This is a genomic window from Pseudoduganella aquatica (genome assembly GCF_020865585.1).
GTDB lineage: Bacteria > Pseudomonadota > Gammaproteobacteria > Burkholderiales > Burkholderiaceae_D > Rugamonas > Rugamonas aquatica_A.
In genome coordinates, this window is record NZ_CP086370.1 from 5,296,925 (window position 1) to 5,321,589 (window position 24,665).

The 24,665-nt window shown below is 58.8% G+C and carries 13 protein-coding genes and 6 rRNA genes; 3 read left to right on the top strand and 16 right to left on the bottom strand.

The features are described 5' to 3' along the window. Positions 1-19: 19 nt before the first annotated feature. The 13 genes from KT882_RS23680 to KT882_RS23740 form a co-directional block, all read right to left on the bottom strand. Positions 20-1,270: a sensor histidine kinase gene (locus KT882_RS23680; protein WP_228893471.1), complete on the bottom strand. Its 1,251-nt coding sequence runs from the start codon at positions 1,268-1,270 to the stop codon at positions 20-22. After that, on the bottom strand, positions 1,257-1,946 hold the full coding sequence (locus tag KT882_RS23685; protein ID WP_161075606.1) for a response regulator transcription factor: 690 nt from the start codon (positions 1,944-1,946) through the stop codon (positions 1,257-1,259). The genes KT882_RS23680 and KT882_RS23685 overlap by 14 nt, the downstream gene beginning before the upstream one ends. A 68-nt stretch (positions 1,947-2,014) precedes the next feature. Beyond that, a 5S ribosomal RNA gene (rrf, locus tag KT882_RS23690) occupies positions 2,015-2,127 on the bottom strand. A 137-nt stretch (positions 2,128-2,264) separates the two neighbouring features. Continuing rightward, positions 2,265-5,137, bottom strand: a 23S ribosomal RNA gene (locus KT882_RS23695). A 200-nt stretch (positions 5,138-5,337) separates the two neighbouring features. Next, a 16S ribosomal RNA gene (locus KT882_RS23700) occupies positions 5,338-6,868 on the bottom strand. The 16S, 23S and 5S rRNA genes sit together here, the layout of an rRNA operon. Positions 6,869-7,196: 328 nt before the next feature. Next, on the bottom strand, positions 7,197-9,077 hold the full coding sequence (locus KT882_RS23705) for a DUF4214 domain-containing protein (RefSeq protein ID WP_228893472.1): 1,881 nt from the start codon (positions 9,075-9,077) through the stop codon (positions 7,197-7,199). Positions 9,078-9,141: 64 nt separating this feature from the next. After that, entirely contained in the window at positions 9,142-10,338 is a 1,197-nt protein-coding gene (locus tag KT882_RS23710) for an AGE family epimerase/isomerase (protein ID WP_228893473.1), read from the bottom strand. After that, the gene (locus tag KT882_RS23715; protein ID WP_161075676.1) at positions 10,335-11,315 is read right to left on the bottom strand and encodes a carbohydrate kinase family protein; all 981 of its coding nucleotides are present in this window, start codon (positions 11,313-11,315) and stop codon (positions 10,335-10,337) included. Before KT882_RS23715 ends, KT882_RS23710 begins: the two co-directional genes overlap by 4 nt. Before the next feature lie 12 nt (positions 11,316-11,327). Beyond that, a complete protein-coding gene (locus tag KT882_RS23720) occupies positions 11,328-12,050 on the bottom strand; it encodes an MFS transporter (protein ID WP_228893474.1) in 723 nt (240 codons plus the stop codon). 160 nt (positions 12,051-12,210) lie between these two features. Next, positions 12,211-13,242 (bottom strand): LacI family DNA-binding transcriptional regulator, encoded by a 1,032-nt coding sequence (locus tag KT882_RS23725; protein WP_228893475.1) that lies wholly within the window; start codon positions 13,240-13,242, stop codon positions 12,211-12,213. A gap of 63 nt (positions 13,243-13,305) precedes the next feature. Beyond that, a 5S ribosomal RNA gene (gene rrf, locus KT882_RS23730) occupies positions 13,306-13,418 on the bottom strand. A 137-nt stretch (positions 13,419-13,555) separates the two neighbouring features. After that, positions 13,556-16,430: ribosomal RNA gene (locus KT882_RS23735) — 23S ribosomal RNA — on the bottom strand. Positions 16,431-16,630: 200 nt separating this feature from the next. Further along, positions 16,631-18,161 (bottom strand): 16S ribosomal RNA (locus KT882_RS23740). A gap of 457 nt (positions 18,162-18,618) precedes the next feature. On the opposite strand from KT882_RS23740, the gene KT882_RS23745 reads away from it, so the two are divergent. From KT882_RS23745 to KT882_RS23755, 3 genes are all read left to right on the top strand, one after another. Next, on the top strand, positions 18,619-19,986 hold the full coding sequence (locus KT882_RS23745; protein ID WP_161074916.1) for a sensor histidine kinase: 1,368 nt from the start codon (positions 18,619-18,621) through the stop codon (positions 19,984-19,986). Between the two features lie 76 nt (positions 19,987-20,062). Further along, the gene (locus KT882_RS23750; RefSeq protein ID WP_228893476.1) at positions 20,063-20,836 is read left to right on the top strand and encodes a LytR/AlgR family response regulator transcription factor; all 774 of its coding nucleotides are present in this window, start codon (positions 20,063-20,065) and stop codon (positions 20,834-20,836) included. A 100-nt stretch (positions 20,837-20,936) separates the two neighbouring features. After that, on the top strand, positions 20,937-21,707 hold the full coding sequence (locus tag KT882_RS23755) for a sensor histidine kinase (protein ID WP_321170292.1): 771 nt from the start codon (positions 20,937-20,939) through the stop codon (positions 21,705-21,707). Positions 21,708-21,750: 43 nt separating this feature from the next. On the opposite strand, the gene KT882_RS23760 is transcribed toward KT882_RS23755, so the two are convergent. From KT882_RS23760 to KT882_RS23770, 3 genes are all read right to left on the bottom strand, one after another. Then, positions 21,751-22,839 (bottom strand): porin, encoded by a 1,089-nt coding sequence (locus KT882_RS23760; protein WP_228893477.1) that lies wholly within the window; start codon positions 22,837-22,839, stop codon positions 21,751-21,753. Between the two features lie 203 nt (positions 22,840-23,042). Beyond that, a complete protein-coding gene (locus tag KT882_RS23765; protein ID WP_161074913.1) occupies positions 23,043-23,693 on the bottom strand; it encodes a class I SAM-dependent methyltransferase in 651 nt (216 codons plus the stop codon). A 7-nt stretch (positions 23,694-23,700) separates the two neighbouring features. Further along, positions 23,701-24,642 carry a CysB family HTH-type transcriptional regulator gene (locus KT882_RS23770; protein ID WP_161074912.1) on the bottom strand — a complete coding sequence of 314 codons (942 nt, stop codon included), beginning with the start codon at positions 24,640-24,642 and terminating at the stop codon, positions 23,701-23,703. Positions 24,643-24,665: the final 23 nt, after the last annotated feature.

Below are 24,665 nucleotides of genomic sequence, written 5' to 3' on the forward strand. Positions count from 1 at the left end.
AGGAAACCGTTAAATCGCCTTAATTTGAGCCTGCGGGAGTGAAGCGGATGATAAAGATGCTGCCGCCGCCGGGACGATCCTCCAGCGCCAGGCTGGCGCCCAGATAACTGCAAATGCGGCGCACCAGGGCCAGCCCCAGCCCTGTGCCGGACGAACCGCCCGCGCCTGAACCGAGCACCGCGCCGTGCGCCTGCCCTTCCAGCGCGGCGCGCACAGCGGCGGGCAAGCCCGGCCCCGTGTCTTCCACGCTGACGCTGTTGCGTCCCATGCGCACCGTCACCGTGCCGCTGTCGGTGTACTGGCAGGCGTTGCGCACCAGGTTGCCTATCGCGCTCATGCACAGCTCGCGCGGCGCACGCACCGTAAAGTCCTCGCCGCCGGCAAACTCCAGCCGCACCGGCCGAGCCGCCACCAGGTGCTGGTGGCGTTCCGTCTCGCCGCGCGCCACCTGGCCGACATCGACCAGGGCCAGCGCGTCGAGCTGCGGCGCGCGCGCCAGCAGCAGCAGCACCGTCACGCACTCGGCGGCTTCCTGCGCCGCGCGGTAGATGCGCGCCGCCGGCGCGTAGCTGGCGCTGCCCTTCCCTTGCGCCATCAGCACTTCCGCTGCGCCCATGATGACGGTGAGCGGACTGCGCAATTCGTGGCTCACGTCACCGGTGAAGAAGCGCTCACGCTCCAGCACGTCGCGCAGCTGCGCGGTATGGGCGGCGTAGGCGCGCGCCAGTATGCCCAGCTCGTCGCGGCGCCCTTCCAGCGACACATTGGGCTGGTCGGAACTCACCGCCTCAGCCATATCCATAATCGGCGTGACCAGGCGGCGCGCCACATAGCCGCCCAGGAAATAGGAGAACAGCAGGAAACCCAGGAAGCCGATGGCGAACAGGGAATACACCGCCAGCTCCACTTTTTCGTAGTCGCTTTCATGATCGACCGCCACGTACTCGCCCAGGGCGTCGTGCCCGGCCAGGATATGCAGGCCCACGCCGTCCACGGTTTTTTCCTGCACGCCGGGCGGCAGGCCGCGCAGCGACGTTGGAATATCCGCGCCGCGGTGGAAGCTCAGTCCGGCCGGCATTTCCACCGGCAGCATGCCTGCCGCGCGCGGCGCGGCCCAGGCCGCCACCTGGCGCAGGCGGTTATCGACCAGGTGCTCCTCTATGCCCTCCACCGCGAACGCGGCGATCAGCGCAAAAAACAGCACGAAGCCGAAGGCGTAGGTGGTGTAGGCAACGACGATGCGCCGCCGCAGGGAATTAAACGGTTTCATCGTGGCTGACCAGTTTGTAGCCTATGCCGGGCACGGTGCGCAGCATGGCGAAGGGATAGGGTTTGTCCAGCGCTTGGCGCAGCGCGTGCAAATGGGTGCGCAGCGCGTCGCTGTCGGGCCGGTCCTCGCCCCAGACTTCCTGCTCCAGCGTTTCGCGCGGCACCAGGCGCGGCGCTTCGCGCATCAGGCAACGCAGCAGCACGTAGCCGGTCTTGGTCAGCACCAGCGGGCGGCCGGCGCGCGTGGCGGTATAGGTGCTGGTATCGAAAGTCAGGTCGCCCACGCGCAGCACGGGCGCCGCCGCATGGCTGCCCTTGGCGCGCCGCACCAGCGCCTTCAGGCGCACGTCCAGCTCCACCAGGGAGAAGGGCTTGACCAGGTAATCATCGGCGCCGGCATCGAAGCCGACCACCTTGTCGGCCAGGGTGTCGCGCGCGGTCAGCATCAGCACGGGCGTGGGGTCGTTCAGTTCGCCGCGCAGCTTCTGGCACAGCTCCACACCATTCAAGCCCGGCAGCATCACGTCCAGCACCACCGCGTCGTAGCGGTTCTGCGAGGCCAGGCCCAGCCCGGCGTAACCGTTGACGGCGGAGTCCAGCACATAGCCCTTGGGCTCAAAGAATTCGTAAAGGTTGGCGACAATGTCGGGATTGTCTTCGATGATGAGCAGGCGCATGCGGTATTTTACTTCCAAATGCGAAAAACCCCGCCAGGATCACCTGACGGGGTTTTTCTTTATAACTAGCCTGACGATAACCTACTTTCACACTGGTTGCAGCACTATCATCGGCGCAAAATCGTTTCACGGTCCTGTTCGGGATGGGAAGGGGTGGGACCGATTTGCTATGGTCATCAGGCTTTGACTTGTAAGCTTTGCAGCGCTAGGGCGCCACAACAGCTTTAAAACTTGGAAGAATTCAGATTTATTATGTAGCGATTGCGTATCAACATACGCACAACATGCGCACTTCTCGCCTATAACCATCAATGTTATAGGGACAAGCCTTACGGGCAATTAGTACTGGTTAGCTTAATGCATTACTGCACTTCCACACCCAGCCTATCAACGTCCTGGTCTCGAACGACCCTTCAAGGAGCTTAAAGCTCCGGGAAATCTCATCTCAAGGCAAGTTTCCCGCTTAGATGCTTTCAGCGGTTATCTCTTCCGAACTTAGCTACCCGGCAATGCCACTGGCGTGACAACCGGTACACCAGAGGTTCGTCCACTCCGGTCCTCTCGTACTAGGAGCAGCCCCCTTCAAATTTCCAACGCCCACGGCAGATAGGGACCAAACTGTCTCACGACGTTTTAAACCCAGCTCACGTACCACTTTAAATGGCGAACAGCCATACCCTTGGGACCGGCTACAGCCCCAGGATGTGATGAGCCGACATCGAGGTGCCAAACTCCCCCGTCGATATGAACTCTTGGGAGGAATCAGCCTGTTATCCCCAGAGTACCTTTTATCCGTTGAGCGATGGCCCTTCCATACAGAACCACCGGATCACTATGTCCTACTTTCGTACCTGCTCGACTTGTCGGTCTCGCAGTTAAGCACGCTTATGCCATTGCACTATCATCACGATGTCCGACCGTAATTAGCGTACCTTCGAACTCCTCCGTTACACTTTAGGAGGAGACCGCCCCAGTCAAACTGCCTACCATGCACTGTCCCCGATCCGGATTACGGACCAAGGTTAGAACCTCAAACAAACCAGGGTGGTATTTCAAGGTTGGCTCCACGAGAACTGGCGTCCCCGCTTCAAAGCCTCCCACCTATCCTACACAGATTGGTTCAAAGTCCAATGCAAAGCTACAGTAAAGGTTCATGGGGTCTTTCCGTCTAGCCGCGGGTAGATTGCATCATCACAAACACTTCAACTTCGCTGAGTCTCGGGAGGAGACAGTGTGGCCATCGTTACGCCATTCGTGCAGGTCGGAACTTACCCGACAAGGAATTTCGCTACCTTAGGACCGTTATAGTTACGGCCGCCGTTTACTGGGACTTCAATCAAGAGCTTGCACCCCATCATTTAATCTTCCAGCACCGGGCAGGCGTCACACCCTATACGTCCACTTTCGTGTTTGCAGAGTGCTGTGTTTTTATTAAACAGTCGCAGCCACCAGTTTATTGCAACCCTTTCGCCCTACTGAAGTAAATCAGCCAAGCTACCGGGGCGTACCTTTTCCCGAAGTTACGGTACCAATTTGCCGAGTTCCTTCTCCCGAGTTCTCTCAAGCGCCTTAGAATACTCATCTCGCCCACCTGTGTCGGTTTGCGGTACGGTCTCGTATGACTGAAGCTTAGAGGCTTTTCTTGGAACCACTTCCGATTGCTACGTGAACAAGTTCACTCGTCCCACTCCCTTGAATTACGCGCCCGGATTTGCCTAAGCGCCTTCTATGAAGCAGAAACTGACTATTCCAACAGTCAGACAACCTTCCGCGATCCGTCCCCCCATCGCATCATACGACGGTGCAGGAATATTAACCTGCTTCCCATCAGCTACGCATCTCTGCCTCGCCTTAGGGGCCGACTCACCCTGCTCCGATGAACGTTGAACAGGAAACCTTGGGCTTACGGCGTGGGGGCTTTTCACCCCCATTATCGCTACTCATGTCAGCATTCGCACTTCTGATACCTCCAGCATCCTTTACAAGACACCTTCGCAGGCTTACAGAACGCTCTCCTACCATATCCTTGCGGATATCCGCAGCTTCGGTGACTGGCTTAGCCCCGTTACATCTTCCGCGCAGGACGACTCGATCAGTGAGCTATTACGCTTTCTTTAAATGATGGCTGCTTCTAAGCCAACATCCTGACTGTTTTAGCCTTCCCACTTCGTTTTCCACTTAGCCAATCTTTGGGACCTTAGCTGGCGGTCTGGGTTGTTTCCCTCTTGACGCCGGACGTTAGCACCCGACGTCTGTCTCCCAAGCTCGCACTCATCGGTATTCGGAGTTTGCAATGGTTTGGTAAGTCGCGATGACCCCCTAGCCATAACAGTGCTCTACCCCCGATGGTGATACTTGAGGCACTACCTAAATAGTTTTCGGAGAGAACCAGCTATTTCCAAGTTTGTTTAGCCTTTCACCCCTACCCACAGCTCATCCCCTAATTTTTCAACATTAGTGGGTTCGGTCCTCCAGTGCGTGTTACCGCACCTTCAACCTGGCCATGGGTAGATCACTTGGTTTCGGGTCTACACCCAGCGACTGGCGCCCTGTTCGGACTCGATTTCTCTACGGCTCCCCAATCTGGTTAACCTTGCCACTGAATGTAAGTCGCTGACCCATTATACAAAAGGTACGCAGTCACGGAACAAGTCCGCTCCTACTGTTTGTATGCACACGGTTTCAGGATCTATTTCACTCCCCTCCCGGGGTTCTTTTCGCCTTTCCCTCACGGTACTGGTTCACTATCGGTCGATTACGAGTATTTAGCCTTGGAGGATGGTCCCCCCATATTCAGACAGGATTTCTCGTGTCCCGCCCTACTTGTCGCATACTTAGTTCCACACATCGCATTTCGTGTACGGGGCTATCACCCGCTATGGCCGCCATTTCCAGAGCGTTCCACTATGCGTCATGCTAAATCATGCAGGCTCATCCCATTTCGCTCGCCACTACTTTGGGAATCTCGGTTGATTTATTTTCCTGCAGCTACTTAGATGTTTCAGTTCGCCGCGTTCGCTTTGCATGCCTATGTATTCAGCATGCAATGACCTATAAGGCCGGGTTTCCCCATTCGGAAATCCTCGGATCAAAGCTTGTTTGTCAGCTCCCCGAGGCTTATCGCAGACTTCTACGTCCTTCATCGCCTGTAATCGCCAAGGCATCCACCATGTGCACTTATTCACTTGTCCCTATAACATTGATTCCTTGCGACTAACAAAGAATCGTCATAAAGCAAGAAGTACTACGTTGTTGCGTTTGTTGATACATACAATCACTACCCTCGTTCAATCTTGCGATCAAACGAAAATAATAAATCTTTACTTCTTCCAAATTTTTAAAGAACGAAACAATCGATAAGTGTGAGCGCTTGGCGTGGTGCCTACTCTAGAAAGGAGGTGATCCAGCCGCACCTTCCGATACGGCTACCTTGTTACGACTTCACCCCAGTCACGAATCCTACCGTGGTAAGCGCCCTCCTTGCGGTTAAGCTACCTACTTCTGGTAAAACCCGCTCCCATGGTGTGACGGGCGGTGTGTACAAGACCCGGGAACGTATTCACCGCGACATGCTGATCCGCGATTACTAGCGATTCCAACTTCATGCAGTCGAGTTGCAGACTACAATCCGGACTACGATACACTTTCTGGGATTAGCTCCCCCTCGCGGGTTGGCGGCCCTCTGTATGTACCATTGTATGACGTGTGAAGCCCTACCCATAAGGGCCATGAGGACTTGACGTCATCCCCACCTTCCTCCGGTTTGTCACCGGCAGTCTCATTAGAGTGCCCTTTCGTAGCAACTAATGACAAGGGTTGCGCTCGTTGCGGGACTTAACCCAACATCTCACGACACGAGCTGACGACAGCCATGCAGCACCTGTGTGAAGGTTCTCTTTCGAGCACTCCCCAATCTCTCGGGGATTCCTTCCATGTCAAGGGTAGGTAAGGTTTTTCGCGTTGCATCGAATTAATCCACATCATCCACCGCTTGTGCGGGTCCCCGTCAATTCCTTTGAGTTTTAATCTTGCGACCGTACTCCCCAGGCGGTCTACTTCACGCGTTAGCTGCGTTACCAAGTCAATTAAGACCCGACAACTAGTAGACATCGTTTAGGGCGTGGACTACCAGGGTATCTAATCCTGTTTGCTCCCCACGCTTTCGTGCATGAGCGTCAATCTTGACCCAGGGGGCTGCCTTCGCCATCGGTGTTCCTCCACATCTCTACGCATTTCACTGCTACACGTGGAATTCTACCCCCCTCTGCCAGATTCTAGCCTTGCAGTCTCCATCGCCATTCCCAGGTTGAGCCCGGGGATTTCACGACAGACTTACAAAACCGCCTGCGCACGCTTTACGCCCAGTAATTCCGATTAACGCTTGCACCCTACGTATTACCGCGGCTGCTGGCACGTAGTTAGCCGGTGCTTATTCTTCAGGTACCGTCATTAGCTCCGGATATTAGCCGAAACCGTTTCTTCCCTGACAAAAGAGCTTTACAACCCGAAGGCCTTCTTCACTCACGCGGCATTGCTGGATCAGGCTTGCGCCCATTGTCCAAAATTCCCCACTGCTGCCTCCCGTAGGAGTCTGGACCGTGTCTCAGTTCCAGTGTGGCTGGTCGTCCTCTCAGACCAGCTACTGATCGATGCCTTGGTAGGCCTTTACCCTACCAACTAGCTAATCAGATATCGGCCGCTCCAGGAGCACAAGGCCTTGCGGTCCCCTGCTTTCATCCGTAGATCGTATGCGGTATTAGCGTAACTTTCGCTACGTTATCCCCCACTCTTGGGTACGTTCCGATATATTACTCACCCGTTCGCCACTCGTCAGCGGAGCAAGCTCCCTGTTACCGTTCGACTTGCATGTGTAAAGCATGCCGCCAGCGTTCAATCTGAGCCAGGATCAAACTCTTCAGTTCAATCTCTGTTTAACGTCGTTGCCGACGTGGTCGCTCTTCAAAATAACTGACGATTCCTTCTTTCGAAGGTCACGTTTGTTTTTCGTTGAGCGTTTAAATAATTTGAGTTTCGCAGCTTGCGCTGCGGGCCTCATCATCAAACGCCCACACTTATCGATTGTAAATTTTTAAAGAATTCTGCGTTGTTGCTGAAGCGTTTTGTTCAGCAGCAGAGAGATGAGATTATGAGGCGTTTCGTTCAAACCGTCAACCCCTCATTTTCCTACTCTTCCTACGCTGCGTATGTTCAGCAGCGCGGGGACAGAACTATAGCAAAGGCCGGGCCACTTCACAAGACGATTGTGTAATATTTCAAGCCAGCGCCGTTCGGCGTCGCCGACCCGGTCTGCACCAGGGCAAGGCGCTTGCCGCTGGACGAGTGAAAAATCTTGATGCCGTAGCTCTGCAGGCCATCGATCAGCGGGAAATCTATCGTGGCATCGGAGAAGAACAGCGGACCCGTGAACCGGCGGTAGCTCGAGGGGTAGCCGGCCGATCCGCCTGCGATCACCAGGGTTTCATCCTTCGCCGCCGAGTTGCTCAGGCAGCGCACCGGCGTGGAGAAGGTGCCCGCGTACTTGAGATTGCTGGTGTAGAAGTAGTTGCCGCTGGCGGAAAACAACACGTCCTCATTTTCCGACAGGAACAGCGGCGTACTCATATTGTAGTCGCCGTGGTAAGGCGAATCACCCATGGCGATCACGCCGTTGGTGGCCGGGTCTATGGTGAAATAACTGATGTCCGCCGGCGACAGCCCTTGCGACATCAGGAAGACCTTGTTCTTGGTGGACGCATACACGCCGTACTGCGTACCGTAGAACATGCCCATGTAGACGGTTTCCGGCAAGGTCATCTCCGCGCCGGTGCGGGCATTGAAATAGACCACCGACGGCCTCACCCACTGCCCGCCGGTCTGGCCGATGAAATAGGCTACCGCCGCGTTGGTTATCAACGCCTCGGTATGTGAGCCGCCTGTTGCGAAGGACTTGAGCAGCAAGCCGTGTTCAAGGTCAACCAGGCTGGCCACGCTTTCATGCAGCACGATGGCCAGCTTGCCGTTGGGACTCAGGCTGAAATTCTTGACCGCCGCCGGCAGACTGACGGTCAGCGTGGTTTCGGCCAAAGGATCGGCTATCTTCAGGACATTCGGATTCGTGGCGGAGATGACCAGCTTGTCCAGCCCCTTGCTGTAGCGCACTTCCAGCGGCGCATAGCTCAGCGCCGGCGGGAATGCCGAGAGCGTGGCCGAGGCAGTGCTGCTGCTCACGCCGTCGCTGACGGCCAGAGTCACGGTATAGCTGCCGGAGCGGTCAGGCGTGAACGACGGCAGCGCCGTATCGGCATTGCGCAGGACTGCGGCGCTGCCTGCGGGACGTTCGACCACCGTCCATGCGTAGCTGAGCGTGCTGCCCGCGCCCGCCAGGCTTTCGGTGCCGTCCAGCGTCAAGGCTGCGCCCGTCGCGCCGCTACGGCTGGCGCCGGCGTTGGCGACGGTCACATAGGCGGCGCCGTCCACCCGGTAGGCAATGCCATTGCTGAGCGTGGCAAACATGCCGGCCTGGTTCTCCGGACTGTCGCTGAACGCGGCCAGTACTTCGGCCACGCTGGTGCCGCGATTCAATATATTGACCCAATATTGGACGCCGGCGGTTTCGCCATCGCGGTTGAGGATGTTGCGATAAAGGCGGGTAACGATCTCATTATTGGTGGGATTGACGCCGTAGAGCGACTTGAACTCGGTCGAGCCCGCGAAGCCGTTGGAGATGGTCAGCAGCGAAGCGCCCTGATCCATCTTCTGTATCCAGTAGCTCAAGCCCCGCACGTCCGGCGTGCGCTTGAACGCGGCGCGGTACAAGCGGTAGACCTTGCCGGCGTTGCCGTCCACGTCCATGGCCAGCGTGTAATCGGAGAACTGGACCCTGGCGTCGGCGGCCACGCGGGTGACGCGCGCCGTCGCGATATGCGTGAGATCCACCGAACCGGCGACGCGCTCCACTTTATAGTCGGAGCGCAGGCCCGGCATCGCGATGGGAGCAGCCGCTGCTGCAGGCGGTCCGGCCATGGACTGGCGCTGGCCTGCAGACTCCCCAGTCTGGACGTCCGAACCCGCGCCGCACCCGGCCAGCGCAGCCGCCAACACGGCAAGCGTCAATATGCGTTGAATTGCCAACTTGGCGGCTCCTATCTTACAGAATCCGCCATCTTATCAACTTTTCAATCCCGCGTGAACGGTATTAATCTGGACCTGCTCCGCGCAGCACGGCCAGCACGTCGTAGCAAGCGCCCATGGTGTGGTAGTCGGTTTTGCCGGCGGGGCTTTTCTCGTCGCTGTATTTGCGGTTGCGCACGTCCAGGATGCGGTACCAGGCACCGTGCTTGTGGTCCACAAAGTGCTCCCACGAATAGGCCCACAGCCGCTGGTACCAGTCCCAGTAGCGGCCGTCGCCGGTACCGTCGGCCAGGCGGGCCGCGGCGGCCAGCGATTCGGCCTGCACCCAGAAGTATTTATCGTCGTCGCACACCTTGCCTTCCGGCGCAAAGCCGTAGGCCAGGCCGCCGTTTTCAGCGTCCCAGGAATGCTCAACTGCGCGCTCGAACAGGCGGCAGGCGACAGGCTTGAGCCAGGCCGCGCCGCTGTAGCGGTCCAGCAGCATCAGCAGCTTGGCCCATTCGGTCTGGTGGCCGGGCTGGAAGCCCCAGGGACGGAACAGATGCTTGGGATCGTCCAGGTTGTATTTCCAGTCCACCTGCCAGTCGGTGTCGTAGTGCTCCCATACCAGGCCGCCAGCAAGCTCGGCCTGCTCCACCGTCATGCGTTGCGCCAGCAGCAGCGCGCGTTCCAGGAAACGCGCGCCGCCGGTGGCTTCATAGGCGGCGATCATGGCTTCGCACATATGCATATTGGCGTTCTGGCCGCGATACGGACCGAACACCCAGTCGGCGCTGGCTTCGTCGCGATACAGGCGGGCCTGCGCATCCCAGTAGCGCAGTTCCAGCAGGTCCCAGGTCTCGTCTATCCACGGTGCGGCTTCGGTGATACCGGCCTTGAGCGCGGTGGAATAGGCCAGCAGCACGAAGGCGACGCCGTAGCACTGGTTGCTGCGGTCCTCGGGCACGCCGTTGCGTATGGTCCAGGCGTAGCCGCCGCTTTCATGGTTGCGGTGGACTTCGCGCAGATAGCGCAGGCCCCAACGCGCGGCGTCCAGATATTCCGGCTGCTGGAATTCGCGCGCGGCCATCGCGTAGTTGAACACGAAGCGCGTGCTGCTCACCAGGTGGCGGTGCTCGCTGTCGTAGACCGTGCCGTCGTCACGGAAGTAATGGAAGAAACCGCCGGCCGGATCGATGGCGCGCGGGTGATAGAAGGCCATGGTGTGCGCAATGTGCTGGCGCAGGAAAGCGACGGAACGGAAATCGGGAACGGTGCTCATGCGGCTAACTCCAGGTAAGGTTGCAGGTCGGCGCGGCGCGGCATGGCGGCGAAAGCGCCGCGCCGCGTCACCGCCAATGCGCCGCAGGCGGCGGCAAAACGCAGGGCCGGCTCGCGCACGGCGGCGTCGTGGAAGAAGGACTCCAGCGCGGACGGCTTGACACCCTGCTCCACCAGGCCAGCCAGCAAGCCGGCCACAAAAGCGTCGCCCGCGCCGGTGGTGTCCACAGCACGGACTTCGGGAACGGCTGCCTTGCCGCTGGCGGCGCGGGTGTGCCAGGCCAGCGGCTGCGGGCCGTCGGTCACCACCAGCACGCGCACGCGGCCTTGCCACAAGCGCTCGCGCACCGCATCGGCGCTCCCTTCGGAAAGCGCCAGGTATTCAAGTTCCTCGCTGCTCAGTTTCACCAGGTCGGCCAGGGCCAGCGCCTGCCACAGGCGCGGCAGCGGATCCTCGCCGCGCTGCCACAGGGCCGGGCGCAGATTCAGGTCGAAACTGACAACCGCGCCGGCCGTGGCTGCGCGGCGCATGCCGGCCAGCGTGGCCTCGGCAATGGGCGCCTCGGTCAGGCTGTTGGAGCAGGCGTGGAAGGCTGCCAGGCCGTGGAAACAGCCATCCTGGAAATCGGATTCGGTGAACAGCAGGTCGGCCGCTGGCGGACGATAGAAATTGAAGCTGCGCTCTCCGCTGCGGTCCAGCGATACAAAGGCCAGCGCCGTGTTGGCGCGGCTGGTGCGGGCGATGTAGCGCGTGTCGACGCCGGCGGCGCGCAGGCTCTCGTGCAGAAAATCGCCGAACATGTCTTCGCTCAGCATGCCAGCGAAAGCGGACTGCATGTCCAGCGCGGCCAGCGCCACCGCCACGTTGGCGGGCGCACCGCCCGCGTTGCGCAGGAAGGGTACGGCCTCGCCAGGCGCGGCAGGCGGCACGGACAGGAAATCGATCAGCGCTTCGCCGAAACAAACTATCTTACTCATGGTGTTCCTGGATCAGTGTGGGATAAATTGGGGACGGGCCGCGCCGGCGGCGCTTTCCACGCCGTCCAGGCGCGAGCCGCGATAACCGTAGTAGGCAACAAAGGCGTAGCACAGCAGCGGCAGCACGAAGGACAGCTGCACGCCGATGCGGTCGGCCAGCACGCCTTGCAGCAGCGGCACAATGGCGCCGCCGACGATGGCCATGATCTGCAGGCTGGAGGCCTTGCCGGTCAGGACGCCCATGCCGCCTATGCCCAGCGTGAAGATATTCGGGAACATCACGGAGTTGAACAGGCCGATGGCCACCACGGCCAGCACGGCCACGTAGCCGTGGCTGAACATGCCGGCCAGCAGCAGCAGGCTCGCGGCGACGGCGCAGCCTCCCAGCACCGTGCGCGGATTGGCCTTGGTCAGCAGCGCGGCGCCGGCGAAGCGGCCCAGCATGGCGCCGCCCCAGTACAGCGACACGTACACGGCGGCCGTGGCCACCGTCATATTGCCGATATGAGGCAGCGAAATGTAGTTGATCAGGAAGCTGCCGATCGCCACTTCCGCGCCCACGTAGAGGAAGATGGCCAGCACACCCAGGCGCATATGGCGGTGGCGCAGCGCGGCACCGAAGGTCAGGCTGTCGGCCTCCTCGCTCTCGGCAGCGGCCGGATAGAACATCAGCGCGCCGATGCCGGCAATGGCGAGGCCCAGGAAGATGCCGGTGCGGTAGCCGTAGTGCGCCACCACTTATCACAGCGAGGGCGACGCGTGGGCTGGCTGGTTTGGAACGCATGGATAGAAGCCTTTTGTCAGGGCTGGACGGGGAAACAACTCTTTTTAGCTAAAATTTAGATCGATCTAAATATAGTTTAGGCAAAATCCAGTGTCAAGTAATTAGCAAGAATCAGAGGGGTGGGCTGCTGCTCAGACGCACCGCCAGACGCACCGGCTCAACAATGGCGGCGGTGGCCTGGGCGGGTTCGGCGATGCGCTCCAGCAGGCGGCGCGCGGCCTGCCGGCCCAGCTCGCGCGGATCGGTGGCGACCGTGGTGAGGGGCGGCACGCTGACGGCGGCTTCGGGAATATCATCGAAACCAGTGACGGCGAAGTCGCGCCCCGCCTGGCGGCCACAGCCTGCCAGGCCCAGCATGAGTCCGAGCGCGACGGCGTCGTTGTAAGCCACGGCGGCGGTAGGCGCCGGGTCGTTGGCAAACAGCGCGGCCACCTGGCGCGCGGCCTCCAGCCGGGTTGGCGCGGTCTCGATCAGCCAGTGCGACTCGGGCGCGATGCCGGCCGCCGCCATCGCTTCCGCATAGCCCAGCCGGCGCTGGCGGCAGGAGCTCGAGACCTGGAAGCCGCCATAGAAGGCAATCCGGCGATGGCCCTGGGCCAGCAGATGCTCGGTCGCCATGCGCGCGCCGGCCTGGTTATCCATGGACAGGAAATCCCAGCCGCAGCCGACCATGTCGCGGTTGAACAGCAGCATCGGCGTGCCGCTGCCGACCGCGCCGGCCACGCCGCCTGCCTCGCTGCCTTCGGCGGGAGACAGGATGATGCCGGCCGGACGATGCTCCATCAGCGACGACAGTACAGCCTGCTGCCGCGCCACCGATTCCGACGTGCTGCCCAGCAGCATCGCATAGCCCGCCTCGCCCAGCGCCTCGTCCACGCCGGCGGCAAACTCCGCAAAGAAAGGATTGGAAAGATCGTTGATCACCAGGGCCACTATCGAGGAACGCCCCTGCCGCAGATTGGCGGCGCCGCGATTGTAGACATAGCCCTGGCGCTTGAATTCCGCCTCCACCTTGGCGCGCGTGTCGGCATGCACCAGCGGGCTGTTGCGCACCACCAGGGAGACGGTGGCGCGGGATACACCGCAGCCTTCAGCGATATCGGCCAGCGTGACGCGGGAAGCGGAGACGGTTTTAGAGGACATGGGTGGCATCATAAACGCAAAAAACCCCCACCGGATCACCGGAGGGGGTTTTGCTTATAACTAGCCTGACGATAACCTACTTTCACACTGGTTGCAGCACTATCATCGGCGCAAAATCGTTTCACGGTCCTGTTCGGGATGGGAAGGGGTGGGACCGATTTGCTATGGTCATCAGGCTTTGACTTGTAAGCTTTGCAGCGCTAAGGCGCCGCAACAGCTTTAAAACTTGGAAGAATTCAGATTTATTAGTAGCGATTGCGTATCAACATACGCACAACATGCGCACTTCTCGCCTATAACCAATCAATGTTATAGGGACAAGCCTTACGGGCAATTAGTACTGGTTAGCTTAATGCATTACTGCACTTCCACACCCAGCCTATCAACGTCCTGGTCTCGAACGACCCTTCAAGGAGCTTAAAGCTCCGGGAAATCTCATCTCAAGGCAAGTTTCCCGCTTAGATGCTTTCAGCGGTTATCTCTTCCGAACTTAGCTACCCGGCAATGCCACTGGCGTGACAACCGGTACACCAGAGGTTCGTCCACTCCGGTCCTCTCGTACTAGGAGCAGCCCCCTTCAAATTTCCAACGCCCACGGCAGATAGGGACCAAACTGTCTCACGACGTTTTAAACCCAGCTCACGTACCACTTTAAATGGCGAACAGCCATACCCTTGGGACCGGCTACAGCCCCAGGATGTGATGAGCCGACATCGAGGTGCCAAACTCCCCCGTCGATATGAACTCTTGGGAGGAATCAGCCTGTTATCCCCAGAGTACCTTTTATCCGTTGAGCGATGGCCCTTCCATACAGAACCACCGGATCACTATGTCCTACTTTCGTACCTGCTCGACTTGTCGGTCTCGCAGTTAAGCACGCTTATGCCATTGCACTATCATCACGATGTCCGACCGTAATTAGCGTACCTTCGAACTCCTCCGTTACACTTTAGGAGGAGACCGCCCCAGTCAAACTGCCTACCATGCACTGTCCCCGATCCGGATTACGGACCAAGGTTAGAACCTCAAACAAACCAGGGTGGTATTTCAAGGTTGGCTCCACGAGAACTGGCGTCCCCGCTTCAAAGCCTCCCACCTATCCTACACAGATTGGTTCAAAGTCCAATGCAAAGCTACAGTAAAGGTTCATGGGGTCTTTCCGTCTAGCCGCGGGTAGATTGCATCATCACAAACACTTCAACTTCGCTGAGTCTCGGGAGGAGACAGTGTGGCCATCGTTACGCCATTCGTGCAGGTCGGAACTTACCCGACAAGGAATTTCGCTACCTTAGGACCGTTATAGTTACGGCCGCCGTTTACTGGGACTTCAATCAAGAGCTTGCACCCCATCATTTAATCTTCCAGCACCGGGCAGGCGTCACACCCTATACGTCCACTTTCGTGTTTGCAGAGTGCTGTGTTTTTATTAAACAGTCGCAGCCACCAGTTTATTGCAACCCTTTCGCCCTACTGAAGTAAATCAGCCAAGCTACCGGGGCGTACCTTTTCCCGAAGTTACGGTACCAATTTGCCGAGTTCCTTCTCCCGAGTTCTCTCAAGCGCCTTAGAATACTCATCTCGCCCACCTGTGTCGGTTTGCGGTACGGTCTCGTATGACTGAAGCTTAGAGGCTTTTCTTGGAACCACTTCCGATTGCTACGTGAACAAGTTCACTCGTCCCACTCCCTTGAATTACGCGCCCGGATTTGCCTAAGCGCCTTCTATGAAGCAGAAACTGACTATTCCAACAGTCAGACAACCTTCCGCGATCCGTCCCCCCATCGCATCATACGACGGTGCAGGAATATTAACCTGCTTCCCATCAGCTACGCATCTCTGCCTCGCCTTAGGGGCCGACTCACCCTGCTCCGATGAACGTTGAACAGGAAACCTTGGGCTTACGGCGTGGGGGCTTTTCACCCCCATTATCGCTACTCATGTCAGCATTCGCACTTCTGATACCTCCAGCATCCTTTACAAGACACCTTCGCAGGCTTACAGAACGCTCTCCTACCATATGCATAAATGCATATCCGCAGCTTCGGTGACTGGCTTAGCCCCGTTACATCTTCCGCGCAGGACGACTCGATCAGTGAGCTATTACGCTTTCTTTAAATGATGGCTGCTTCTAAGCCAACATCCTGACTGTTTTAGCCTTCCCACTTCGTTTTCCACTTAGCCAATCTTTGGGACCTTAGCTGGCGGTCTGGGTTGTTTCCCTCTTGACGCCGGACGTTAGCACCCGACGTCTGTCTCCCAAGCTCGCACTCATCGGTATTCGGAGTTTGCAATGGTTTGGTAAGTCGCGATGACCCCCTAGCCATAACAGTGCTCTACCCCCGATGGTGATACTTGAGGCACTACCTAAATAGTTTTCGGAGAGAACCAGCTATTTCCAAGTTTGTTTAGCCTTTCACCCCTACCCACAGCTCATCCCCTAATTTTTCAACATTAGTGGGTTCGGTCCTCCAGTGCGTGTTACCGCACCTTCAACCTGGCCATGGGTAGATCACTTGGTTTCGGGTCTACACCCAGCGACTGGCGCCCTGTTCGGACTCGATTTCTCTACGGCTCCCCAATCTGGTTAACCTTGCCACTGAATGTAAGTCGCTGACCCATTATACAAAAGGTACGCAGTCACGGAACAAGTCCGCTCCTACTGTTTGTATGCACACGGTTTCAGGATCTATTTCACTCCCCTCCCGGGGTTCTTTTCGCCTTTCCCTCACGGTACTGGTTCACTATCGGTCGATTACGAGTATTTAGCCTTGGAGGATGGTCCCCCCATATTCAGACAGGATTTCTCGTGTCCCGCCCTACTTGTCGCATACTTAGTTCCACACGTCGCATTTCGTGTACGGGGCTATCACCCGCTATGGCCCACATTTCCAGGTGGTTCCACTATGCGTCATGCTAAATCATGCAGGCTCATCCCATTTCGCTCGCCACTACTTTGGGAATCTCGGTTGATTTATTTTCCTGCAGCTACTTAGATGTTTCAGTTCGCCGCGTTCGCTTTGCATGCCTATGTATTCAGCATGCAATGACCTATAAGGCCGGGTTTCCCCATTCGGAAATCCTCGGATCAAAGCTTGTTTGTCAGCTCCCCGAGGCTTATCGCAGACTTCTACGTCCTTCATCGCCTGTAATCGCCAAGGCATCCACCATGTGCACTTATTCACTTGTCCCTATAACATTGATTCCTTGCGACTAACAAAGAACCGTTACAAAGCAAGAAGTACTACGTTATTGCGTTTGTTGATACATACAATCACTACCCTCGTTCAATCTTGCGATCAAACGAAAATAATAAATCTTTACTTCTTCCAAATTTTTAAAGAACGAAACAATCGATAAGTGTGAGCGCTTGGCGTGGTGCCTACTCTAGAAAGGAGGTGATCCAGCCGCACCTTCCGATACGGCTACCTTGTTACGACTTCACCCCAGTCACGAATCCTACCGTGGTAAGCGCCCTCCTTGCGGTTAAGCTACCTACTTCTGGTAAAACCCGCTCCCATGGTGTGACGGGCGGTGTGTACAAGACCCGGGAACGTATTCACCGCGACATGCTGATCCGCGATTACTAGCGATTCCAACTTCATGCAGTCGAGTTGCAGACTACAATCCGGACTACGATACACTTTCTGGGATTAGCTCCCCCTCGCGGGTTGGCGGCCCTCTGTATGTACCATTGTATGACGTGTGAAGCCCTACCCATAAGGGCCATGAGGACTTGACGTCATCCCCACCTTCCTCCGGTTTGTCACCGGCAGTCTCATTAGAGTGCCCTTTCGTAGCAACTAATGACAAGGGTTGCGCTCGTTGCGGGACTTAACCCAACATCTCACGACACGAGCTGACGACAGCCATGCAGCACCTGTGTGAAGGTTCTCTTTCGAGCACTCCCCAATCTCTCGGGGATTCCTTCCATGTCAAGGGTAGGTAAGGTTTTTCGCGTTGCATCGAATTAATCCACATCATCCACCGCTTGTGCGGGTCCCCGTCAATTCCTTTGAGTTTTAATCTTGCGACCGTACTCCCCAGGCGGTCTACTTCACGCGTTAGCTGCGTTACCAAGTCAATTAAGACCCGACAACTAGTAGACATCGTTTAGGGCGTGGACTACCAGGGTATCTAATCCTGTTTGCTCCCCACGCTTTCGTGCATGAGCGTCAATCTTGACCCAGGGGGCTGCCTTCGCCATCGGTGTTCCTCCACATCTCTACGCATTTCACTGCTACACGTGGAATTCTACCCCCCTCTGCCAGATTCTAGCCTTGCAGTCTCCATCGCCATTCCCAGGTTGAGCCCGGGGATTTCACGACAGACTTACAAAACCGCCTGCGCACGCTTTACGCCCAGTAATTCCGATTAACGCTTGCACCCTACGTATTACCGCGGCTGCTGGCACGTAGTTAGCCGGTGCTTATTCTTCAGGTACCGTCATTAGCTCCGGATATTAGCCGAAACCGTTTCTTCCCTGACAAAAGAGCTTTACAACCCGAAGGCCTTCTTCACTCACGCGGCATTGCTGGATCAGGCTTGCGCCCATTGTCCAAAATTCCCCACTGCTGCCTCCCGTAGGAGTCTGGACCGTGTCTCAGTTCCAGTGTGGCTGGTCGTCCTCTCAGACCAGCTACTGATCGATGCCTTGGTAGGCCTTTACCCTACCAACTAGCTAATCAGATATCGGCCGCTCCAGGAGCACAAGGCCTTGCGGTCCCCTGCTTTCATCCTTAGATCGTATGCGGTATTAGCGTAACTTTCGCTACGTTATCCCCCACTCTTGGGTACGTTCCGATATATTACTCACCCGTTCGCCACTCGTCAGCGGAGCAAGCTCCCTGTTACCGTTCGACTTGCATGTGTAAAGCATGCCGCCAGCGTTCAATCTGAGCCAGGATCAAACTCTTCAGTTCAATCTCTGTTTAAAGTCATTGCTGACTTGGTCGCCCTTCAAAATAACTGACGATTCCTTCTTTCGAAGGTCACGTTTGTTTTTCGTTGAGCGTTTAAATAATTTGAGTTTCGCAGCTTGCGCTGCGGGCCTCATCATCAAACGCCCACACTTATCGATTGTAAATTTTTAAAGAATTCTGCGTTGTTGCTGAAGCGTTTTGTTCAGCAGCAGAGAGATGAGATTATGAGGCGTTTCGTTTAAACCGTCAACCCCTCATTTTCCTACTCCCCTGCGCTGCGTATGCTCAGCAGCGCGGGGACAGAACTATAACCGAACCCCGCCCCGCGCGCAAGGGCCGCCGCCCGGGCAGTCCCTATTCCCTTCCAGACGCCGTTTTATGCAGACTGTCGCAAGCCCGTGGCGGATCGCGGCCGTATTGCGTACAGTTGCACCATTCATGAAATTGAAAGCATTACATGTTTCCTCAACCCAAAGTACAAGACACGCTGAAGACCATACTGGCCTGGCTGCACAAAGGTTTCGATACGACCGCAACCTGGGTCACCCAGCTGTCGTGGTGGAAGTTCTTCCTGTTTGCGGCACTGGCCCTGATCGCCGGATCCATTCTGCAGGACGAGCTGTTCTCCTCGCGGCCGGACGAGGAGTATGTAGTGACCAAGGAGCGCAAGCGCGCCCGTCCCGGCAGCGACACTAATATATTGATCGACGACAGCGGCATCCACTTCAATCCGCGCGGCGGCAAGATCCGCAAGGACGCGCCGCCCAGCAACACGGATGAAGCCGAAGCCGCAGCGCCAGCCCTGCCCGAACCAGCTGCACCGGCGGCGCCAGCCGAGGCGCCTGCAGCCCCCGCCGCCCCTGCCGCGCCCGCAGCACCGGCCGTAGCCGGCAAAGCAGACAGCGCCGGCCGCGCCGGCCGGGCTGCGCGCGCCCCCGCTGCGCCGGCCGCCCCCTCCCTCCCCGGCGAGGAAGTCCATATCGAACTGCCGCCGCAAATCGGCGAAGAACTGTCCAATGCCATTGAAGAAGCCGTGGACGACGCGGCCGAACAGAAGGTGTCGCGCTACCACAAGCAGGCATCGACCTGGTTCAAGAGCTTCGTGTCGCTGCTGGTGCTGGCCCTGTTCGCCACCAAGGCGCTGATGGGCGGCAAAAAACGCGCCGAGGCGCAAACCCAGTCCGCCAATGCCGCAGCAGAGCGCGAATCCATGCAGCGCCAGCTGAGCGAAGCAAAGATGCAGATGATGCAGGCCCAGGTCGAGCCGCACTTCCTGTTCAACACCCTGGCCTCGGTTGAGCACCTGATTGAAACCGACCCGCCGCGCGCGTCGGCCATGCAGCGCAGCCTGATTAAATACCTGCGCGCCGTCCTGCCCCAAATGCGCGACAGCAATCTGATCACCAACCTGGGCCGCGAGGCCGACATGGTGGCGGCCTATCTTGCGCTGCTGAAGATGCGCATGGAAGAGCGCCTGATCATCGACTTCGACGTGCCTGACGGCCTGCGCACCGCCGCCTTCCCGCCCATGATGCTGCAATCGATGGTGGAGAACGCCATCAAGCACGGCCTGGAAGGGAAGCCCGAGGGCGGCACGCTGCAAGTGCGCGCCGAGGTGGCGCACAACAAGCTGCGCGTGATTGTGGCCGACGACGGCCTGGGCTTCGGCGCCAAGCCCAGCGACGGCACCGGCCTGGGCCTGAGCAACATCCGCGAACGCCTGAAGCTGCTGCACGGCAGCCAGGGGGCGCTGAACATCGAGCCCAATCAGCCCAGCGGCGTAATCGCCACGATAGAAGTGCCTTACGCGCTGGCCGCCAAATAGGCTGCGCCAGTAATCGATTGCGCACGCCGCCGATTCGTTGAATAATTAGTACTCACTTTTAACATGATTATTAAAAATGCCAACAGCAATTCTTGCCGATGATGAAAGACTGATGCGCGACCAGCTGCGCATGCGCCTGGGCCAGGTATGGCCGGAACTCGACATCATCGGCGAAGCGAAGAATGGCGAAGAAGCGATTGAGCTGGTGGACCAGCTCAAGCCCGACTTCGCCTTCCTGGATATCCGCATGCCGGGCAAGACCGGCATGGAAGCGGCCGCCGCCATCGGCAACAAGAGCAATGTGGTGTTCGTGACCGCCTACGACGTGCACGCGGTGGAGGCCTTCGAGCGCGGCGCAGTGGACTACGTGCTGAAACCAGCCGAACCCGAGCGCCTGCAAATTACCGTGGAGCGCCTGAAGCACCGTCTGAGCGCGCCGTCCGGCGCCGGCGGTGCGGACGTGAACGCCAGCGTGACGGCCATGCTGTCGCAGCTGGCCGAAAAGATCGCGGCGCCGAAAAAGACCTATCTGCAATGGATACAGGCCAGCATCGGCCAGGACTTGCGCATGATACCGGTGGAGGAAATCCTGTTCTTCCGCTCGGACGAAAAATACACCTGCGTGCAGACCGCCAAGTACGAGGCGCTGATACGCAAGCCGGTGCGCGACCTGGCCGACGAGCTCGATCCCGACCTGTTCTGGCAAATCCACCGCGCCACCCTGGTCAACGTGAACGCCATCGAAGGCGTGACCCGCGACATCCGGGGCCGCCATCTGGTGCTGATCAAGGACCGCTCCGACAAGCTGGAAGTCTCGCGCAGCTTCCTGCACTTGTTCAAGCAGATGTAATCCACGCCGCCCTGCGCCAGATCAAAGTCCGGCGTGGCGGCTGCCCTATTGTGTGAGCGTGGGGCCGGCTCTCCGGCGCCCCGGTCACCGAGGGGCGCACATGAATACTCCCGACAAACCCGCACCGCCGCAGTCCAAGCCCGCAGGCCACGGCACGCGCCGCGACGGCCAGGCGGCCGGCCGGCGCGCCACCGACAGCGCCAGCTCCTACGAGCAGCTGCGCGAACTATCCGCCGCCCTGCAAGCCATACGCGAAGAAGAGCGCACCCACATCGCGCGCGAGCTGCACGACGATCTGGGCCAGCTGCTGGCCACGCTGCGCGTCGACCTGAGCCTGTTGCAGCAGCAAGGCCCCGCCACCCCGCAGGCGGTGCGCCAGATGCGCTCGATGGACAAGCTGCTGCAGCGCGCCATCACCTCGCTGCGCCGCATCGCCGCCGATCTGCGGCCGCACGCGCTCGACGAGGGCGGCCTGTACTATGCACTGCAAACGCTGCGCCAGGAATTTACCCAGCGCCACGGCATTGCCTGCCAGCTCGACGCGCACGAGCAGGAACTGGTGCTGGACGACCGCTACAGTACCGCCGTGTTCCGCATCGTGCAGGAATCGCTGACCAATGTGTCGCGCCACGCCGGCGCCGACCATGTGTGGATCACGCTGCAACGGCAGGACGACCGGCTGGACCTGACCATAGAAGACAACGGGCGCGGCATCTCCTCAGCCGATCTTAACAAGGCGCACTCCTTTGGCCTGCTGGGCATGCGCGAGCGCGTGTGGGCGCTGGACGGCGCCATCGACATCCAGGGCCGCGACAGCAGCGGCGACGGCGGCACCCGCATCGTGATCGAGCTGCCGCTGCCCGGCAATTAAAAAGGCGCCCCGCAGGGCGCCCTTTCATGCCAGCAAGACCAGCTTAGAACGAGTGGCGGATGCCCACGTTGAAGGCTTTGTCGCCAGTACCGGCTTCGTTGTTGTTGCCAACGGTGTAGCCGGCGCCGTTCTTGTTCTTGATCTTGGCGTAAGCAACGTAGGTGCTGGTACGCTTCGACAGCGGGTAGATGTAGCCCAGGGCCCACTGGGTGGCGTCCTGGTTGTTGACGGTCTTGTCATCCTTGCTGGTGTAGGAAGCCAGCACATTGCCTGGGCCTGCAGGTACGGAAACGCCGATCAGGATGTTGCGCGCGTCGGTGCTTGGCTTCGGTGCGGTCTTGTAGCCGAAAGCGTTGGCGACCGGGATAGGCGAGCTGTTCAGGCCCTTGTCGGTGGCGTAGGCGAAGAAGGCTTTGACCACGGTGAAGTCATAGTTCACGGCCAGCAGGGTGTTCTTGGCTTCGTCCTGCTTCTTGGCAGGGGTGGTGCCGACGGCGGCGGTGTCCTGGTTGCGGTTGTTGTACACCAGGCGCGCGTTCAGCGGGCCTTGGGCGTAGTTCAGGCCGAAACCGATCTGGCGGCCGGCGGTGCTGTCGCCAGCCTGTTCGCCCAGCGCGTACAGCAGCTCGCCCGAGAAACCGTTCACGACTGGCGACGCGTACACCATGGCGTTGCTGACGCGGGTGTTGGCGCCGGCGGTGGCGAACAGGTTCTTGATCGAACCGGCGTAGCCCGCGCCGAATGGGTCGGCGACCTGGCTCATGGCGTTGTACAGCATGGTGTACTGGCGGCCCAGGGTGAAGGAACCCAGTTCCTTGCTCTTCAGGCCAACGTAGGCCTGGCGGTTGAACAGGGTGCTGGTGCTGTTGTCGAGCGCGCCGTCGTCCACCTTGATGCCGCTTTCCAGGGCGAACACAGCCGACAGGCCGTTGCCCAGGTCTTCCACGCCGCGGAAGCCGAGGCGCGACTGGCCGCCGATGCCGCTGGTGACTTTGGTCACGCTACCGGCCACGCCGCCGCTTTCTTTCACCAGGCCCGCGTCCACCAGACCGTAGATGGTCACGTTGGATTGCGCTTGTGCGCTTGCCGAGAAGGCGCCGATTACCAGTGCTGCCAGAGTAAGTTTTTTCACTTGTTGATCCATTGTTTGTTGAGGAAAGCGTCGCTTGAAACTTGACGGGACGAATCTTGCCTAACAAATGCTTCAACAATATGACATCAACAATTGTTGTTCTTTCCCAACAAACGCCAAAAAACAAAGGGGTCAGGGTTAATTACATAGTCCGCATGTGAACCGCGTAATCAACCCTGACCCCATTTTGTTGGGCGGCGGGGTTACTTCAGGCGGCAGGTGGCGAGCCAGTAGTGTTCCAGGCGTTCGACGCGCACTTCCTTGGCGGCGATCGAAAGGCGCTTGCGCAGCCAGCTGTCGGACGGGTAGCTTTGCGCCACGTCGTAGCGCTCGCCCTTGGTGTCGGTGAGGATGTGGAAGGTGTTGCCGTCCAGGTCGGTGCGCGCGATGGGGGCGCTGTAGCCGTCGACGTAGTTGCTGTCGAGTAGCACCAGCAGCACGTCCTTGCCCAGCTTGGCGCGCAGATGGGCCAGGTATTTGTCCTGCGCCGAACGCGGCACTTGCGACCACCAGCCGGCGGCGAAGCAGGCCGTGAACTGGCCGGGGGCGATGTCTTCCGGCAGCTTGAAGGCGTCCGCTTCGGTGAACTGCACGAAATCCTCGTCCAGGCCGCGCTCGCGCGCCGCCGCCAGCATCTGCGGGCTGTTGTCGATGGCGCGCACCGAGTCGGCCACGTCCGAAATCACCTCGGTCCAGTAGCCGCTGCCGCAGGCCAGTTCCAGCACTTTATGGCCGCGCAGCAGCTCGGACAGCGCTTCGTGCAGTTCTTCCAGGTCTTCTTCCACCTCGGGACGCTCGTATTGCAGGTCGTAGGTGGCGGCGACGGCCGCGTAGTATTGTTCTTGGGTCTTCATAGTCAGTTTACAACTCGTAAGTGTCTTTTTCACCGTTCATGGCCTGCTCGATCAACTTGCGGTTGAGCGTGGGGGCCAGCAGTTCGATGAAGGTATAGATATAGCTGCGCAAATAGGCGCCCTGCTTGACCGCCACGCGCGACACGTTCATGCCGAACAGGTGGCCGGCCGGGATGGCGCGCAGGCTGCGGTCGCGCTCGGGATCGAAGGCCATGCCGGCAATAATGCCTATGCCCATGCCCAGCTCGACGTAGGTCTTGATCACGTCCGCGTCGATGGCTTCCAGCAGCACGTCCGGCTTCAGGCCGCGCAGCGAGAACGCGTGGTCGATCTTGCTGCGGCCGGCGAAGGCGCCATCATAGGTGATGAGCGGGAATGCGGCAATCTCCTCCAGCGTGACGGACTTCGATTTCAGCAGCGGATGGTCGGGCGGCACCACCACCACATGCTCCCATTGGTAGCACGGCAAGGTGATCAGATTGTCAACTCCGGCGATCGATTCGGTGGCGATCGCCAGGTCGGCCTGGTCGCGCTGCACCATCTCGGCGATCTGGCGCGGATTGCCTTGCAATAATGACAAGCGCACCTTGGGGAACTTCAGCATAAAAGCCTGCACCACCTTGGGCAACGTGTAGCGCGCCTGGGTGTGGGTGGTGGCGATGGTGAAGCTGCCGCTGTCCTGCGCCGCGTACTCCTTGCCGATGCGCTTGAGGCTGTCGATCTCCTGCATGATCAGTTCGACCGAGGACAGCACCAGCCGGCCCGGCTCGGTCAGGCCCCGGATGCGCTTGCCGTGCCGCGTGAAAATGTCCACCCCGAGCTCTTCCTCCAGTTCGATAATGGCCTTGGACACCCCGGGCTGGGAGGTGAACAAGGCCTTGGCGGCGTCGGTCAGGTTGTAGTTCTGGCGTACTGCTTCTCGGACGAAACGCAATTGATGAAGATTCATTGTTGTTCTCAGGGTCGGTCTAA